This is a genomic window from Nostoc sp. MS1 (assembly GCF_019976755.1).
GTDB lineage: Bacteria > Cyanobacteriota > Cyanobacteriia > Cyanobacteriales > Nostocaceae > Trichormus.
On record NZ_AP023441.1, the window covers coordinates 6334422 to 6351294 of the forward strand.

A 16873-nucleotide genomic window follows, 5' to 3' on the forward strand; every position below is an offset into this window, starting at 1 on the left:
TGGTTTTTGATATAGGTATAGAGTTTAACTGATAAAATATCTTGCCGTTTAATAATTATTGCAACTTAAATTCATCAAACTTAATGACATCAGAATTTGGTTTCCGAGTGTCAAATAAATAGCTGCTAACTGTACCATTACTTGTGTCAAAAATACTAAAAACTGTAATATCGTTACTAGTAATATAGGGTAATGGCTTGCCATCTTCCCCTAACATAGAGTGAATTGTGGGTACAACTGGTTCTAAGCCATTGGGGTCGCCAAGGGCGATATATTCTTCTTGATAGCTTGTTGGTACTTCTCGCTTTCTCTCACCCCAAGCAGCGCCATAGGAATTACCAACGTTAGATGTTTCAAGAAAGTGCATTCCACTAGAACTAACAAAACGATTCCATAGATGGGAATGACCATAAAATACAAGTTGTACTTTCGCAGCTTCTAATAGAGGTATGACATCACGAATAATATAGTCTGCATCTTTGGGGTATTCGTAACGCACGGCTTGAATATTGCCTACATCATCACGTTCAATTATTTGTATAGGGTCTGTGTAAGCAGGAACAATATTATCACCCAAAGTATGAGGCGGGTGATGAAACATGACAACCTTATATTTAGCTTGTTGAAACTCAGGGCTATTAAGTTCTTTTTCTAACCAATTGTACTGTGTACTACCTTTAGTAATTGGTTCATAAATTAACTGACCATAACCCCAATTTTCAGGATCATTTAAGTCTTTTGCTGCTTCTTGATATCTGCCTTGATATTCATTAGATATGTTGGGTCTACGCCACATATTTGTAATGTACAATACCACCAACCTGACATCACCAAAACTTACTGTATAATATTTCTTTCCCCCGGCTTGGCTTTGGGGTAATGTAAAAATTTCTTCGTAAGTAATTGTATTAAAAGAGTTGTCTATTAATGATTCACTACTATATAATTTTTGAGCAATATCACGGGGAAAAGTATCATTAAATTCATCATCTAAACTTCTCGTTCTAGCGAACCTTCCCATCACTTCATGATTACCAATACAGGTAAACATTGGTGCATGTTGAATAATTTCACCACCTGTATATCTCACCTTTACACCATTATGTTCCATTTGGTAGTTAGCGCGACCTTGTAACCCTGGAAAAAATGCACCACCCCGATTATCATCAAACCATTCCGAGGCGCGATCGCTAACATTGGCTAAATCACCAGCAAACCAAACTGCATCTACTCTCCCCACCGTTTCCACTACCTTTTGCAGATTTGCGGTGGTCATAGGTTTGAGTTGATGGTCTGAAGTTAGAAGAATTTTTAGCGGTGTCTCTGGTTTGGGAGTAGGTGCAAGGGTAAAAATCCTGCTACTAGCACTCACGCCATCTTCGCGCACACTCATCACCCGATAATTAACTCGCACCCCAGGAGTTAATCCCGTTACCTCTGCTTCATGTCGCCAAATATCACGTTGTACTGGCTGTTGATAAACTTGTCCATTTTGGGTTTGATTTCCCACCCTAGAATATTGGTCTTCTCTTGTACGACTAAGTTTAGTAGTACCTGCATAGACGGTGTGCTGTAAATCTTCACCGAAGATAACACTATGTTTAGTACCAGCAAATTCAGTAAACCAAACTACTCGGACAGAGTTTTGGGTTGGTAGCTGCAAAAATGGGTCAGTCAGCAGTTGGGGTACTGATGTCATCGTTGTTTGCCCAAATGAACGCACATTTATAGTACGGCATAGAGAAAACAGAATGACATATATAGCTAAAGGTTTTTGGTTGGAACCATAACTCCGCAGTTAGTGAAACTTGCTCATTTATTTTATCTGGTGGCGATCGCACATCCTCATATAATCTCATCCATACCAGTCTTGAAAATCCTGGTATCCTCTGCTATGATTTCTCAAAATATAGTAAAAAATATTACATAATGGATAAAAAAGATTCGCTAATTGACGAACCCGTAATTATTGTAGAGTTCGGCCCTAGTGCGGGGATGAGAGGTGTTAGCTTAACTCCAGCAGATATTGCTAAAGAATCGGCGAAAGCATTGGATAAAGCCATGCTAACTATCCGACAAATGGCAAAAAAGACGATGGAGACAATCGATACATTATCTAACAAGCCCTCGGAAGTGGAATTAGAATTTGGTATCAAGTTAAATACCGAAGCAGGAGCGATAATTGCCAAAACTGCGGGAGAAGCCAGCCTCAAGGTAAAGTTACTCTGGGAGCGCAAAGATTCCAATAATGAGTCAGATTCAAAATCTGCGTAACTTTACTGTACAAGTTCGTAACGCTGATAATGTAATTGTTGGCACAGGTTTTGTGGTTTCCCATACAGGAGAGATTGTTACCTGTTGTCATGTGATACGGGATGCAGGCGGACAAGTTGCTGAGGGAGTAGAAGTTAATGTCTACTTTCCGAAAGCGAGAAAGCAGGAACAGAAAGCACACACAGCTACAGTTACAGCCTGTTTTTTAGAACATGATGATGATGTGGTTGTGCTGCAACTGGATACGATTACATTACCGGATGGGATAGAACCAGCTATTCTGGGGATAGCTGAAAGTTCTCCTGGTCATAAATTCAAGAGCTTTGGTTATCGACGATTGCAAAATTACCAAGGACTCCCGGCGGAAGGTAAGATAGTAGACTTTGCCGAGTCACCAGGCGATCGCATTTTGCATGGCGATCCTGTAATGTTGAGTAGCCAGCATATCGATAGTGGGATGAGTGGTTCCGCCGTTCTAGATATCGAGCGTAACTTAGTAGTGGGTGTAATTGCCGAAACTTGGGACTCTGGGGGAAGTGAAAAAGACCGGGACACCAGTTTTGCCGTTGATTGTCGAGTCCTGACTTTTGACCCCATGTGTTTACAATTAGCAGATGCAGCACCTACACCCCAGCCTACAATCAACTCAAACCCTACAGGAGAACTACCAGTGTCTCAACCGGGGATAGTCCTGAACCTGAATAATGCACCAGCACCTCTAGAAGAATGGGTAGGTAGAGTAGATTTTCTCAAAATACTCAATCAGGACTGGGTTGATCCCAACTGCTCAATTGTGGGACTTATCGGTTTTGGAGGGGAAGGTAAAAGTTCCCTCACCCGTCGCTGGCTAGAAAATTTGCTGCAAGATTCATCTTTACCTCAACCTAGTGGCGTATTTTGGTGGGGTTTTTATGAAAAGAATAATGTGCTTGAGTTTTTGGAAACTGCACTAAAATTTTTAGTTCCAGGGATTGATCCTTATCAGTTGAATTGGGCAGAAAAAGTCAACTTCATTCATGGAATGCTAAAAAGCGGACGCTATCTATTTATATTGGATGGGTTAGAAGTACTGCAACAGCAAGAGGGAGATGATTACGGCGAGTTAACTAGTCTAGACTTACGGGATTTTTTACGAGAATTTGCTGCTGGAGAACATAAGTCATTTTGTTTAATTAGCAGTCGTGCGCCACTAGTAGTCTGCCAAGGTAACTTTGCTAAGTAAAACCTCTAATTGGTAAAATAGCCAAAAACGGGGTGTAACATGGCGAAAAAGTACATTGTTGACTTGAATGAAGAGGAAGTTTCTCAGCTACAAGCAATAATTAAAAAAGGTAAACACAAAGCAAGAACCATAACCCGTGCAAACATTCTTCTAATGGCTTCTGAAGGAGAAACGGATCAAGCGATCGCTAGCATAGTTAGAGCGCATGTTGCAACAGTGCAACGAATACGAGAAAAATTTGTCATTGGGGGGTTAGATTTTGCTTTAAAGGATGAAGTTCATCCACCAAAACCTAAAAAGTTAGATGAAAAACAAGAAGCATTTTTAATTGCCACTGCTTGTTCCAATCCACCAGTTGGAAGAGTACGTTGGACAATGCAATTATTAGCGGATCATTTAGTGAACGTTGGTATCATAGATTCAATTTCGGACGAAACAGTGCGTCAAACTTTAAAAAAAATGAAATCAAACCGTGGTTAAAACAACAGTGGTGCATTCCTGAAGTTAACGCAGAATATGTTTTCCGAATGGAAGATGTGTTGGATTTATACAATGAGCCTTATGATCCTAAACGTCCTGTAGTCTGCTTTGATGAACGTCCCTACCAACTAGTAGAAGAAGTAAGACTTCCTTTGCCACCAGAGCCGGAGCAGCCTGAACGTTATGATTTCGAGTATAAACGTAACGGGACAGTAAATTTATTTGCGTGTTTTCAACCCTTGGCAGGTTGGCGGCATATCGAAGTTACAGAACGTCGAACTAAAGTCGATTTTGCTAAACAGATGAAAAATTTAGTAGATGTTTGCTACCAAGATGCTGATGTTATTCGTTTGGTAGTTGATAACCTGAATATTCATACTCCCAGCGCATTATATGAAGTTTTTCCACCAGAAGAAGCACGTCGAATTATTCAAAAATTAGAGTTTCACTATACTCCTAAGCACGCTTCTTGGTTGAATCAAGTAGAAATTGAATTATCTGTTTTATCCCGCCAATGTTTAGAACGGCGTATTCCTAATGCAGAAACATTAACTTCTGAGATTGCCGCTTGGGAGAAACAACGTAATCAGCAAAAAGCCAGTGTCTATTGGGGTTTCCAAACCAAAGATGCTCGCCGAAAAATGCAGCGTTTATATCCAACTCTAACCTAGCAAAGTTGTCTTGGCAGACTACTAGTAGACTTAATTGACTTTACCACCTACACCCATCGAGATGTGGAGCGCCTAAGTTCACAAGAGGGGAGAGCTTTACTGCGAAAAGTAGGTGTGAAAGGCTCTGATATCGAGTTAGATAAAGTTGTGGCAAATTGGGACGGTTATGCTTTGGTTCTTAGTTTGCTAGGAGCTTATTTAGTGGATGTGCATGATGGAAATGTCAAATACATCCGCGAAATTAAGCCACCTACAGTCAATGAACCTCGTTATGAGAGAGTACAGCGAGTCCTGCGTCGTTACGATGAGCATTTAACACAAGCGGAAAAAGAGTTTTTAACTACATTTAGTGCGTTTCGGTTAGGTGTTCCCCCATCGCTGTTTACCTCAATTTTTCAAGGTGTACTCCCCGGACAACTACCGCGCCAAACACATCATACAAGCGACTTCCTAGATATTTTATTTCGCAAATTCCAACGTTTGTATCAGTGGCTAATTGATCGTTTATTGCCCAGCCAACGCAGGGTAGCAGCTAGACTCAAAAGACAGCTTAATGCACCATTAGCTGACTTACGTAGTCGTACTTTTGATGCCATGATCCGACGATTAGTAAATTACCGCATCTTACGCTATTATCCAGAGGCAAATTACTACACAATGCACCCGCTTATTAGCGCCCACTATTTTAAGCGGCTGAAAGAATTACCCCACAAAGCGAAGGAAATTCATCAACGCATTGCAGATTACTATTTAAGAATTGCTGGGCCGATACCAGAACGCCCAACTATAGAAAACTTGGCTTTCCCCATTGAGGCAGTGTATCACCTTTGTTGTGCAGGGAGTTATGAAAGAGCATACGATGTTTTTTGGGAACGTGTTTTACAGGGTGCAAGCCGTGTGCTTACTAATAAACTGAATGCCTGGGATGTCAGCCTAGCTTTGGTGGTAGAATTTTTTCCTAATGGCGATACCTCCCAAGAGCCACAAGTCAGTGATCTTGCGCGCAAAGGTTGGATATTAAATCATGTTGGGCTTTGTTTAATGAATTTAGGGCGTTTGGCTGAAGCTGTATCATTTTTTGAACAAAGCATTTCTATTTCAATAAAAATCGAAAACTGGGAAAATGCCAGTGTATACTTAGGAAATTTAACAGAACTATACATTTTTGTAGGCAAGCTTGCAGCCAGTGTTGATTCAGCCAGAAAAGCATTAAGTTTCGCTTATCAGGCTAAAAGTGATTTAGATAAGCTAAATTCATTGGTCAATATCGCATGGGCTACTTACTTGCAGGGTGATAACGAGATAGCAAGTGCAACCTTTCAAAAAGCAGAGGCATTGAACAAGGAAATGTACTCTGAAGCTTATTTATCTAGATTGGCTGGTATTCAGCACGCTGATTATTTGAGGAGAGTGGGAAGTGGAGGGTATGCAAGACAAGTAACAGAAGTAAACCTCAAGATTTGCCTGAACAATAGCTGGCTTGCTAGCATAAGTATGTCTTATCGTTTGCTAGGCGAGCTAGATGCAGATAGAGAGCAACATGACCAAGCTCTTGAAAATTATAACGAAGCCCTCAAAATTGCTCGTAGCATTTCTGTACGAGATGTCCTGATTGAAGCACTACTAGCGCGGGGGCGTTGGGCGGCGCGACGGGGTGAAGTTGTGGCGGCGCGTAGTGATTTAGAAGAGGCGCTGAATTATGCCTGTGCTAGTGGTTATCGCATCTACGAAGCAGATATCCGCATCGCCTTGGCCTGGATGCACTTAGCAAACAACAATTACCTAGCAGCAAAAGCAGAGGCAGAAAAAGCTCTCTTGATGAGTGAAGAAATGGGCTATCATTGGGGTCGCGTTGATGCGGGTGAAGTTTTGCAAGCTTTAGAGCAGAAGTTCTAACATTTATGGTGTTAATCAATATAGATAGTTAGCTAACAACACAATAACGTCTTAATTCATTCTAAATACAGAAATTATCATAAAAATAACCTCTGGGTTTTGCACCGCAGAGGAGGTTAGCAAAGACATCTAATTGTGGACTAGTCTGTATATAAATTTATTTCTTTGGACAAAGATTAATCCTCTCTCTGGAGGAGCAAACAAAGTTAAGTTGATTAGTAATTAGCAGCACAAATATTAGACTACTGGTGTTGGATGAATCTAGGCGATCGCCTAACTTTTAAATCATAAAATTATCATTAAAAGTTACAATAATCTTAAATGTATGTAGCAACTACTACTCTACTAGCTTACATTATGTGTAACTTAAAATTACTAATAAATCTACATAAATATGTAAAGATTACCTTAATGTAAGCATTTTTCAAGAGAGAGGTACAATAAGAGGAGATACCAATGGCTAATGCCTTGGTTGACCGTGGCTGCAAACTATTCGCCCGTCCAATTAGCTGCACTGTATGGCTTTAATATGCCGTAGTGGTAGGAAATGAGCAGCTTATATCTGGAATGAGGGGATATCTCGTAAAACTTTGTCCTGAAAAGAGTTCAATACTCTGCGTCTTTCAACTTTGGACTTTACACAGTTAAACCGATTTAAGTGTAGTTCAAGTGACTAAATATCATTTATTGTTTTGCTGATTTATCAGCACAGATGGTCTATTGCCTCAAACGCTTCGCCAAATTTAAAATCAAGAGGAATCAATGATCAACCCTAGTTATACGAAAGGAAAAAATTCATATCAGTACCAAGCGGAAGAACCGAATTTATCGGCAAAAATACAAATAAAAAATGGTAGTAAAAATGAAGTTTCTAGGCAGCGAGAACCTAGAAATGATGTATCTATTACCAATGACTCAAATCGTGGTCGAGTCGCTATTTTTATTGATGGAGGTAATCTATTTAATGCCGCTTTGCAACTCGGTATTGAAATTGATTATCTCAAATTACTTTGTCGCTTAACTGCGGGTTCAAGGTTATTACGAGCATTTTTCTACACAGGGGTTGATATGTCTCGACCAACTCCTACACGCCAACGCAGCAATGAAAAACAGCAGGGTTTTCTGTTTTGGATGCGTCGTAATGGATATCGTGTTGTTACCAAAGAACTCCAACCTACAGATAACACCAAAAAACCCAATTTGAACGTAGAAATTGCGGTAGATATGATTACCCTAGCGCCTTACTTCGACACAGCTGTCTTAGTTAGTGGTGATGGAGATTTAGCATATGCAGTTAATGCAGTTACCAGCACAGGTGTTCGTGTAGAAGTGGTCAGTCTACGAACTATGACTAACGACTGCTTAATTGATGTTGCTGACTGTTTTATTGACCTCGATAGCATTAAACAATATATCCAAAAGGATTCTCATCTAGGATATGGCTATCGGACGCTATCTAATTCTAACCTTTAGGTTTTAAAGGTTGAATATTCAATACGGTTCTGAGTGTTAGCTGAATCGTATTGAATACTGTTAGCTATTGACTAGCTTGATTGTTTGGATGTACTAAATTCATTCCACCCCATTGAAAATTAATTCTTGCTCCCAACCTTAGTTTTTTGGGTAAATTTTGTATAGGAATGGGGATAAATCCCAACTGTCTGTAAATACTTATATTATTTGAATCACAAGCTACTAAAATAGGTTTGTTGATGCTCTGCAAAATTTTTTGTATAAAATACACTTCACAAGCTTGTTTGAATCTGTTGTCGATGTATAAATGGTATAGAATAGAATATCTTGATTTGTGTGATATTCTAGCGTAACCAATTAATCCCTGATTATATTGTAGTAACCAGAATTGAGAAAATTTTTGTGAAAGCAAAAATACACTAATAGGATATACTACTATTAGTATAGCCAGTAAGAAAATTAATAGCCAACTAAAATAATGAAGTAGACTAAAAGACAATTGTTTTTGAGTTATTACAAAAAATATTGGCAAAATTATTATTAATATTGAAAATATAGTTATTAATAAATTTAGACAGGTAATTATTATAGAAAAGCTGATACCAAATGGTAGAGCAAATTCTATATTTCGTGATTTGAAGAGAAAATAACGTATTAAATTAATATCTTCGGCTTGTGCTATACGGGTTAAACAATTATCCACTGAGAAATCTAAAAGAGTAATTGCTATATTGGAGACACTAGGAGAGAGAGCAACTTGGTCATCAAAAACCATAGGCACTAACTCATGAGTTGTAGGAGATGAAAAGAGACGATCGCTTGTGATAATATAGGGCAGGCGATCGCTAGAAATACGAATAAACCCAAGACTTATAAAATAAGGTACTAAATCTGGCACAGAAGCTAGATAAATAGGCTTAGAAAATTGCTGTTTAGTATAATTTACCAAAGCGGCATCAATACCTTGATGACGATAAGTTGGAGTAACGTATAAATTTCTTAAAATAATCCGTCCTGGACGGCGCAATAATTTAGCAACACCAACAATACGATGATTACATTCAACTACGTAAGTCTCTAAACAAATTAGACGAATAATTATTAACACTAAAATTAAAAATAAGAAAAGATTAATAGATAATAAAAATGTTATCCCTATTACATTAGGGTTTTCACCTATACTTTTACTAGAACCTATTGAAATTCCATATAGTAAGAATGCTAGCTTTGCTTGCCAAGTATCTGAGGCTGAGGCATAACTTATTAAATATTCCAGTAATTTCTGATTTATAACTCACCGTTCGCGCAATCGAGGATGAGTTTGGTGAAATAGATGAAATAAGGGAGAGTATCTAAGCAGGAGATCATTGTCGGCATCCCTTGTGCCAGAAAGTTGTGTAGGGTGTAACGGTTTAATGGTAAGTGTGAGAAATGGCACATTTACCCCAACAAATAATCTCAGAACGAATCGACGATATTGTTCTGCTGCTAGAGGTGATGAAAAAAATGGGACTACCAGAAATCCTCAACCAACATCTGCCACGTCACTGGAAACAAGAAGGACTGGATTGGGGATGGGTAGCTTGCATTTGGTTATCATATATCATCTCACAGGGCGACCACCGAAAAGTACGTGTTCGAGAATGGGTAGAACAAAGACGCTACACCATAGAGCAAGTATGCTCAATCAAAATTAGAGAAACAGACTTTACCGATGACCGTTTAGGAATACTGTTGAAGCGATTAAGCAAGCCCGAAACTTGGTCACAAATAGAACGGTTTCTCACGCAAAACACCATCCGAGCCTATGAATTAGGGGTGGAGCAAGTACGTTTAGATGCAACAACAATCAGTGGACACCATTTAATCAGCGAGTCAGGTTTATTCCAATTTGGACACAGCAAGGATGACCCGAACCTGCCACAGGTAAAACTAATGATGGGGATGATTGACCCATTGGGGATGCCCCTTGTCACCCAGGTGGTATCTGGAGAACAAGCAGATGATGGGTTGTACATTCCCGCCTACCAACAAATTGCTGCCACGTTGAACAAAAAAGGGTTGTTGTTTGTTGGTGACTGTAAAATGAGTTCACTATCAACACGCTGCAACATACATATTCAGGGAGATTACTACCTATGCCCATTATCCTTAGTTGGTAAAACTCCAGAACTTCTTGCTGGCTGGATAGATGATGCTGTTGCTGGTAAATTTCCACTTGTGGATATCAAGCGAACCAGTGTTCATCACAACAGTGAAACCAGCCAAGACTTAGATGTCCTTGAAACTACTATCGCCACTGGCTATGAGGTGTGTCGTCATGTCGAGGTGGTTGATGAACAATTGCCATTACTATGCTGGCAAGAAAGGGTGTTTGTGATTCATTCACAGACACTTGCAAAACAACAAATTCAAGGATTAGAGACACGACTTCACAACGCACAGCAGAAGTTGATGGCGTTAACTCCACAAAAAGGTCGCGGTAAACGACAAATCAACGACCTACAGGTTTTATTACAAAAAGCAACACAAATTCTGCGCCTTCATCGAGTCGAAGGCTTACTGAGTTTCGATTATGAGTGCCAGGAAACTGTTGAACAAACCTACATTGGTCGAGGTCGTCCCACATCCCGCCCCAAGCAAATTACACACAAAATTAGGTATCAAATCCAGACCGTTATCCGCAATGAAAGTGCTATTGCCCAAGCTCAAAAAACTTTTGGCTGGAGGGCTTTTGTCAGCAATGCTCCAAAGAGTCACTTATCTCTCGAACAAGGTGTTCTGACTTATAGAGACGAATGGATTGCTGAACGTGGTTTTCATCGCCTTAAGGGTGCGTCACTTTCGATTGCCCCAATGTTTGTGCAACGTGATGACCAAGTTACAGGTCTGATTAATTTACTGAGTCTCGCCCTCCGTTTGCTGACAATCATTGAGTTTGTTGTCAGACGACAACTGACTGTACAGTCAGTCAACTCTCTTGCTGGACTTTATCCCGAACATCCAAACAAACGAACTGCCCAACCTACTGCTGAACGGTTGTTACGTGCTTTTTCTAATATCACTTTGACGATTATTGAAGCCCGTGGTCAGCGTTTTGGTTATGTTCCTCCTTTAAACCCTCTACAGCAGGAAATCATTAGTTTACTTGGGCTTTCACCTGATATTTATAGCAATCTTGTGGATAATTCCTCGTAAGTCAAATTCTATTACGCGAACGGTGAGTTATAACATAGTTAAACAAGGCAATCAAAGGGAGTAAAATAATTAAAATGAAACAAATATAAGAAAATTTAAGTAGAGAAGTTGTCCAAACCTGATAATTTCTATTTTGTTCTGAAAATGTGGTTATAAGGAATAGCAGCTTCAAGATATCTTTTTGTTTAGCCTGTCGGATTAAACAGCCGGGGGGTAGATTTATATTCTGCATAGTTTTTTACAATACCTACACTATGGTTAGGAAGACTGTTGGCAAGCATGAAATTATAATTTCTGCCTTCATCTAGTATTCCCAAAAGCATAATTATTTATAGAGCTTGTTTTAAAAGTAATTTGCTGTAATTTTAGTATCTGTGTATTATGCTTTTGGTGGGTAATGTTCACCCTACTTTTAAAAGATTCTTTTGAAACTTAAAATATATATGTGCTTCACTACAAATACATAAGTAGGTGCTAAATTAATTTCTATCATAACTACCACCAATCACTGTAGTAAAATCTACTACTTAGTAATAACTCTGCGTATCTTATATCGAAATGAATATCTTAATTGTTGAGGATGAATCAGAAATCGCTCAGTTAATCCAACATTCTTTAGAAAAAGAAGGATTTTCCTGTTTCGTTAGCCGCGATGGTATTACTGCTTTAAAAATATTTCAGGAACAATCACCAGATTTAATTATCCTAGACTTGATGATTCCTGGATTGGATGGGTTGGAAGTCTGCGCCAGAATACGCCAAAAACCAGGCGCAAAAGACCCTTATATATTAATGCTCACGGCTAAAGGTGAAGAAATAGACAGGGTAATTGGCTTGTCTACTGGCGCTGATGACTACATGGTTAAACCCTTTAGTCCTAGAGAGTTGGTAGCGAGAGTACGAGCGCTACTGCGGCGGAGTCTGCGTCAAGGTGGACAGACTCAGGTAAATCGGACTCAACACTTTATAGTAGATTTAGACCAAAGGACTGCTAGTCGTCAAGTAAATTCCCAGCCACCGGAAGCTTTAGACTTAACCACGCTAGAATTTAACTTGTTAAGTACCTTTGTCAGCAACCCTGGTAGAGTTTGGAACCGTACCCAATTAATTGACAAACTCTGGGGAGATAATTTTTTTGGTGATGAGCGTGTTGTAGATACTCATGTTGCTAGGTTAAGGAAAAAGATTGAACCTGACCCTGCTAATCCAACTTTTATTAAAACTGTAGTAGGGGTTGGTTATAAATTTGAAGATTCGCCTGTAGTATGAGCAGAAATCACAAAGGTTGGCGCTGGCCCTCATCTTTGCCTTTAGCATCCCGCTTGTTTTTTTCTCACTTAGTAGTGATGATAGTCGGGTTGATGAGTCTAGTTATTATTAGCAAAGTTTCTTCACCCCGTTTTTTCGTCCTGCACTTAGAAAAATTAGAAAGTGAAGGGGTAAATATATATGATATTCGTGCTGATTTAGTACAAGGATTTGAAATTGCTTGGCGCACTAGCACTATCTGGTCTGTTTTAGTGGGTAGTACGGCGGCTGGAGGTTTGAGTTATTGGGTATCTCAACGAATTATGCAGCGCTTAACTGAGATGGAACAAATTACACAACAATTTGCAGCTGGTCATTTAGAAGCGCGTCTACCATTGTCTGATATTCCTGAACTCAATCGCTTAGGTACGAGTTTTAACCGTATGGCTGCTAGCTTGGAAGGGGTGGAAGCACGGCGGCGGGAATTGATAGGCGATATGACTCACGAACTGCGGACACCGCTAACAGTGGTGCGTGGTTATTTAGAAGAACTCGCAGATGGTGAAATTGCGCCATCCCCAGAGATTTATCGCAGGTTAGCGAAGGAAACAAGACGTTTAGAACGTTTAGTGAACGACTTACAAGAATTATCTAAAGCGGAAGCTGGTTATTTGCCTATTATAATCCAACCAGTAAATTTATATCCTTTATTAGAGTCTTTAATTGAGAGATTTAGTGACCAATTATTAGAAGATGGGCCAGTATTACTGGCAGAATTTTCCCCTCAAATTCCCCTTGTATTAGCAGATATTGATCGCACAGAACAAATCCTCGTCAACCTCATCGGTAATGCTATCCGTTATACACCAAATGGTTCAATTAGTATTCGTACATGGACAGAAAATCGCCTACTCTGGATTGCTGTGATTGATACAGGTATTGGCATTGCTACTGAAGATTTACCCCACTTATTTGAGCGTTTTTGGCGTGCTGATCAATCACGCGATCGCCATTCTGGAGGTACAGGTATTGGATTAACTATTACTAAGCACCTAGTAGAATTACAAGGTGGGGAAATTCAAATAGATAGCGAACTTGGTATAGGTAGTACATTCCGTTTTTCCTTACCCTTAGCGTAATTCGCAATTTTTTCTTACTGCATCTTAATTACGAAAGATGCGTAATGTGATATTGGTTCTGATTTGGTTGGTGAGTCTATGGAAACATTTAATTGTCAGTATATTCCACTTTGAGAAGTTGGTAATGGGAAAACACAATCACCTATGAGCGATTACCCATTACCAATCACGCCAACTGAAAATTACAACTTGACTTGCTGTAAATGACTCCGGGGATTGTAACTACGAATAGCCCTGATTTTTTCATAGTATTCTCGCTCTTGTTGGCTCATATCTTTAGGTGGAACAATAGCCACCTTCACCAACTGATCACCCCGTCCACCTTTGGCGATAGGCCAGCCTTTACCCCGTAAACGGAGAGATTGACCAGAACGCACCCCCGCCGGTAGTTTAACGTTCACTGAACCGTCGGGTGTAGGTACATCAATTGAAGCCCCCAAGGCGGCTTCATCTGGGGTAATGGGAACTTCGCAAACTAAATTATCACCTTCCATTTGGAAGAATGAGTGCGGTTGTAATTCCACTCTTAAATATAAATCCCCCCGTTGTTGAGTCATGGGGTTAAATTGACCTTTACCCCGCACTCTTAGCCGAGTACCGGGTTTCGCACCAGCCGGAATCCTGACATCAATAGTTTCATTGCCTAAATTAAAGCGCTTTTGTACACCTGCAAAAGCTTCAGCAAAAGTTAGGATGATAGACGCTTCGCTGTCTTGGTTAGCGCCAGCCGCTCCGGCATCTTGAAACCCAAAGTCATTAAAACCCCCAAAACCGCCGCTTGGTCTACCACCAGAGGTACGGTAAGAGTAACTTTGCCGCCCACCACGAGGCGCACCGCCACCAAAGCGTCCCAGCAACTCATTTATGAACTCATCAAAGTTACCGTACTGGCTAAAGTCAACGCCGCCCATATCGACACCAACGCCACCTCCAGGGAAGCCCTCGCCAACTTGTCGCCAATATTGTCCATATTGGTCATATTTCTTGCGTTTGTCGGCATCTGATAAAACTTCGTAAGCTTCGTTCACCTCTTTAAAACTTGCTTCCGCCTGCTTATTACCTGGATTGACATCAGGATGATATTTGCGGGCTAACTTCCGAAAGGCTTGTTTAATTTCCTCTGGAGTGGCAGTTTTACTAACTCCTAAAATCGCGTAATAGTCTTTGAAGTCGGTTGCAGCCATCGACCAGCCTCCTGTAGAAATTTCTTTAAGTTTTTGTCTAAAATGTGAAAATGAGAATCTGCTAGGTATATTGCCAAGCAATAATTATTCTGATTTTAAATTAACAAATAATAAAGAAAATCAAGTGTGGTTCCCGCTCATTGGGTCGGGGCAATTTCCGTACTTAATTTGGGGAGTAGGGAGTAAGAATTTCTCCTTTGTCTCCCTTGTCTCCCCCCTCTCCCTCATCTTCCTTATCCCATATAATCAACTATGCAATCTAACCCCTCTCCCACAGTCGGGGGTGCATCGCGGAGTTGGCGGTGCATTCTTAAGATTACGTCTTCGGGGACTTGACGCTGGCGTTTTTTGTTGCGTGCTAGGCACAACCAGACTGGTGTTCTAACCCAAATCCCTGTGATGTGGGTAAAGCCTAAGTTACGAGCTAGGTTGATGAGTTCGCGGCGATTTCGGCGTTGGGCATTGGTGGCATCAAAAAGCACTGTTTTTTCGGCAATAATATTTTGCTGCAATTGTCTTTCTATTTCTTGCCAAATTAGCAGCCATGACCCTTGGATGGCTTCTGAGCCAAATAATTGCCCCCTGATGGCATCTGTAGAAACTAGCTGCATCTGGGGGCATTCTGTAATTAATTGTTTTGCTAAAGTTGACTTGCCACTACCAGGAAGACCAATTAGCAACATCAGTTTAGTCATTAGTCCAGAGTCAATAGTCAACAGTCAACAGTCATTAGTCTAAAGTCAATAGTTGATGGTTAACATTTAATGACCAATGACTAATGACTAATGACTAATGACTAAATAATTGTTCCATCGGGGATGACGGCATTTTTGAGGACTACAACAATGCCACTGCGGATATAAAATCCTTGGCTTTCGCGGTCGGCTTCTTGCACGTTATCTTTGTTGATAATCTTGACATCGTGACCGATACGAGCATTTTTATCTATAATCGCCCGGCGGATGATTGTGTCTGGGCCGATGCCTACGGGGATTTCTCCTTTTTCTATGCCGCCTTGACGTTCAACTGATGCTTGGTAGAAGTCAGCGCCCATGAGTAGGGATTCTTCGATGGTGCAGCCGCTTTCAATCCGCGATCGCACTCCTAATACTGAGTGTTGAATACGACAATTCTTGAGGATACAGCCTTCACCAATAATTGATTCTGTGACTTGGCAATCTAAGAGTTTTGTCGGTGGTAAGTAACGAGCGCGGGTATAAATTGGTGCTTCTTCATCGTAGAAGCTAAAGGGTGGTAAGGGCTGCTGAGTTAAAGCTAAATTGGCGTGGTAAAAAGCTTCGATTGTCCCAATATCTTCCCAGTAGCCATCAAATAAATAAGCTTGAACGTTATGATCTTTTGCGGCATCTGGAATAATTTCTTTGCCGAAATCTGTACGTTCTACAGCCTCTTTCAGAAGTTTGAACAAAACATCTTTTTTAAATACGTAAATCCCCATTGAGGCGATATACGGTTGTGAGGCCGCCTGTTCTGGAGTTAACCCTAAAATGGTGGTATCTACACGCATTTGGGTTAAAGCTTCGCCTTTGGGTTTTTCACTGAAATCAACTACTCGTCCTGAGTTATCGATTTTCATTAAACCAAAATCTGAAGCCCGGCGATCGTCAATGGGAATCACGGAAAGGGTAATATCCGCATTAGTTTCACGATGGCGCTGGATAAATAAACGATAATCCATCCGGTAGAGGTGATCACCAGACAGGATTAAAACGTCATCTATGTCCCATTCTTGCAGCATCCATATGTACTGACGTACAGCATCGGCTGTACCTTGGAACCAGTTAGGGTTTTCTGGTGTTTGCTGGGCGGCCAGCACTTCTACAAACCCCTCACTGAAGCCACTGAAGTTGTAAGTACGGGCAATGTGGCGATTGAGAGAAGCTGAGTTAAACTGTGTTAAAACATAGATTTTAAAAATTTCCGAGTTGATGCAGTTACTAACAGGGATATCTATTAGACGGTACTTCCCTGCCACTGGTACTGCGGGTTTAGCACGGAGTTTAGTTAGTGGGTAAAGGCGAGTACCCGCACCACCACCAAGAATAATTGATAAGACTTTTTTCACAA

At 40.4% G+C, this 16873-nt stretch carries 14 protein-coding genes; 8 read left to right on the plus strand and 6 right to left on the minus strand.

Annotation, left to right across the window (positions count from 1 at the left end; all coding sequences use genetic code 11):
- Positions 1-55: 55 nt before the first annotated feature.
- Positions 56-1699, minus strand: a complete 1644-nt coding sequence (locus NSMS1_RS27390) for a purple acid phosphatase family protein (RefSeq protein WP_224087795.1) — start codon at positions 1697-1699, stop codon at positions 56-58.
- Complete coding sequence (locus NSMS1_RS27395) at positions 1671-1859, minus strand: hypothetical protein (protein WP_224087796.1); 189 nt, start codon at positions 1857-1859, stop codon at positions 1671-1673. The genes NSMS1_RS27390 and NSMS1_RS27395 overlap by 29 nt, the downstream gene beginning before the upstream one ends.
- A 70-nt stretch (positions 1860-1929) precedes the next feature.
- Between NSMS1_RS27395 and NSMS1_RS27400 the strand changes: the two genes are divergently transcribed.
- The 5 genes from NSMS1_RS27400 to NSMS1_RS27420 all read left to right on the plus strand — a co-directional run bounded on the left by NSMS1_RS27400 (position 1930) and on the right by NSMS1_RS27420 (position 8016).
- Positions 1930-2274 carry a CU044_2847 family protein gene (locus NSMS1_RS27400; RefSeq protein WP_224087797.1) on the plus strand — a complete coding sequence of 115 codons (345 nt, stop codon included), beginning with the start codon at positions 1930-1932 and terminating at the stop codon, positions 2272-2274.
- Positions 2249-3496: a serine protease gene (locus tag NSMS1_RS27405; RefSeq protein WP_224087798.1), complete on the plus strand. Its 1248-nt coding sequence runs from the start codon at positions 2249-2251 to the stop codon at positions 3494-3496. The genes NSMS1_RS27400 and NSMS1_RS27405 overlap by 26 nt, the downstream gene beginning before the upstream one ends.
- Before the next feature lie 39 nt (positions 3497-3535).
- Positions 3536-4647, plus strand: a protein-coding gene (locus NSMS1_RS27410) for an IS630 family transposase (protein ID WP_411908649.1) whose coding sequence is annotated in 2 segments (ribosomal slippage) — positions 3536-3956 and positions 3956-4647 — 1113 coding nt in all. Because the reading frame shifts where the segments join, the coding sequence is not laid out codon by codon here.
- Between the two features lie 63 nt (positions 4648-4710).
- On the plus strand, positions 4711-6543 hold the full coding sequence (locus NSMS1_RS27415) for a tetratricopeptide repeat protein (protein WP_224087800.1): 1833 nt from the start codon (positions 4711-4713) through the stop codon (positions 6541-6543).
- 762 nt (positions 6544-7305) lie between these two features.
- Positions 7306-8016, plus strand: a complete 711-nt coding sequence (locus NSMS1_RS27420; protein WP_224087801.1) for an NYN domain-containing protein — start codon at positions 7306-7308, stop codon at positions 8014-8016.
- Positions 8017-8080: 64 nt separating this feature from the next.
- On the opposite strand, the gene NSMS1_RS27425 is transcribed toward NSMS1_RS27420, so the two are convergent.
- Positions 8081-9124 (minus strand): GNAT family N-acetyltransferase, encoded by a 1044-nt coding sequence (locus tag NSMS1_RS27425; RefSeq protein ID WP_224087802.1) that lies wholly within the window; start codon positions 9122-9124, stop codon positions 8081-8083.
- A 323-nt stretch (positions 9125-9447) separates the two neighbouring features.
- Between NSMS1_RS27425 and NSMS1_RS27430 the strand changes: the two genes are divergently transcribed.
- The 3 genes from NSMS1_RS27430 to NSMS1_RS27440 all read left to right on the plus strand — a co-directional run bounded on the left by NSMS1_RS27430 (position 9448) and on the right by NSMS1_RS27440 (position 13601).
- On the plus strand, positions 9448-11214 hold the full coding sequence (locus tag NSMS1_RS27430; RefSeq protein ID WP_224087546.1) for a transposase: 1767 nt from the start codon (positions 9448-9450) through the stop codon (positions 11212-11214).
- 558 nt (positions 11215-11772) lie between these two features.
- Entirely contained in the window at positions 11773-12483 is a 711-nt protein-coding gene (locus NSMS1_RS27435; RefSeq protein ID WP_067768029.1) for a response regulator transcription factor, read from the plus strand.
- The gene (locus NSMS1_RS27440) at positions 12480-13601 is read left to right on the plus strand and encodes a sensor histidine kinase (protein WP_224087803.1); all 1122 of its coding nucleotides are present in this window, start codon (positions 12480-12482) and stop codon (positions 13599-13601) included. Before NSMS1_RS27435 ends, NSMS1_RS27440 begins: the two co-directional genes overlap by 4 nt.
- Positions 13602-13783: 182 nt before the next feature.
- Here NSMS1_RS27440 and NSMS1_RS27445 read toward each other — a convergent pair whose 3' ends face one another.
- The 3 genes from NSMS1_RS27445 to NSMS1_RS27455 all read right to left on the minus strand — a co-directional run bounded on the left by NSMS1_RS27445 (position 13784) and on the right by NSMS1_RS27455 (position 16871).
- Positions 13784-14785 carry a DnaJ C-terminal domain-containing protein gene (locus NSMS1_RS27445; protein ID WP_224087804.1) on the minus strand — a complete coding sequence of 334 codons (1002 nt, stop codon included), beginning with the start codon at positions 14783-14785 and terminating at the stop codon, positions 13784-13786.
- A 233-nt stretch (positions 14786-15018) separates the two neighbouring features.
- On the minus strand, positions 15019-15480 hold the full coding sequence (locus tag NSMS1_RS27450; RefSeq protein WP_224087805.1) for an AAA family ATPase: 462 nt from the start codon (positions 15478-15480) through the stop codon (positions 15019-15021).
- 101 nt (positions 15481-15581) lie between these two features.
- A complete protein-coding gene (locus NSMS1_RS27455) occupies positions 15582-16871 on the minus strand; it encodes a glucose-1-phosphate adenylyltransferase (RefSeq protein ID WP_224087806.1) in 1290 nt (429 codons plus the stop codon).
- Positions 16872-16873: the final 2 nt, after the last annotated feature.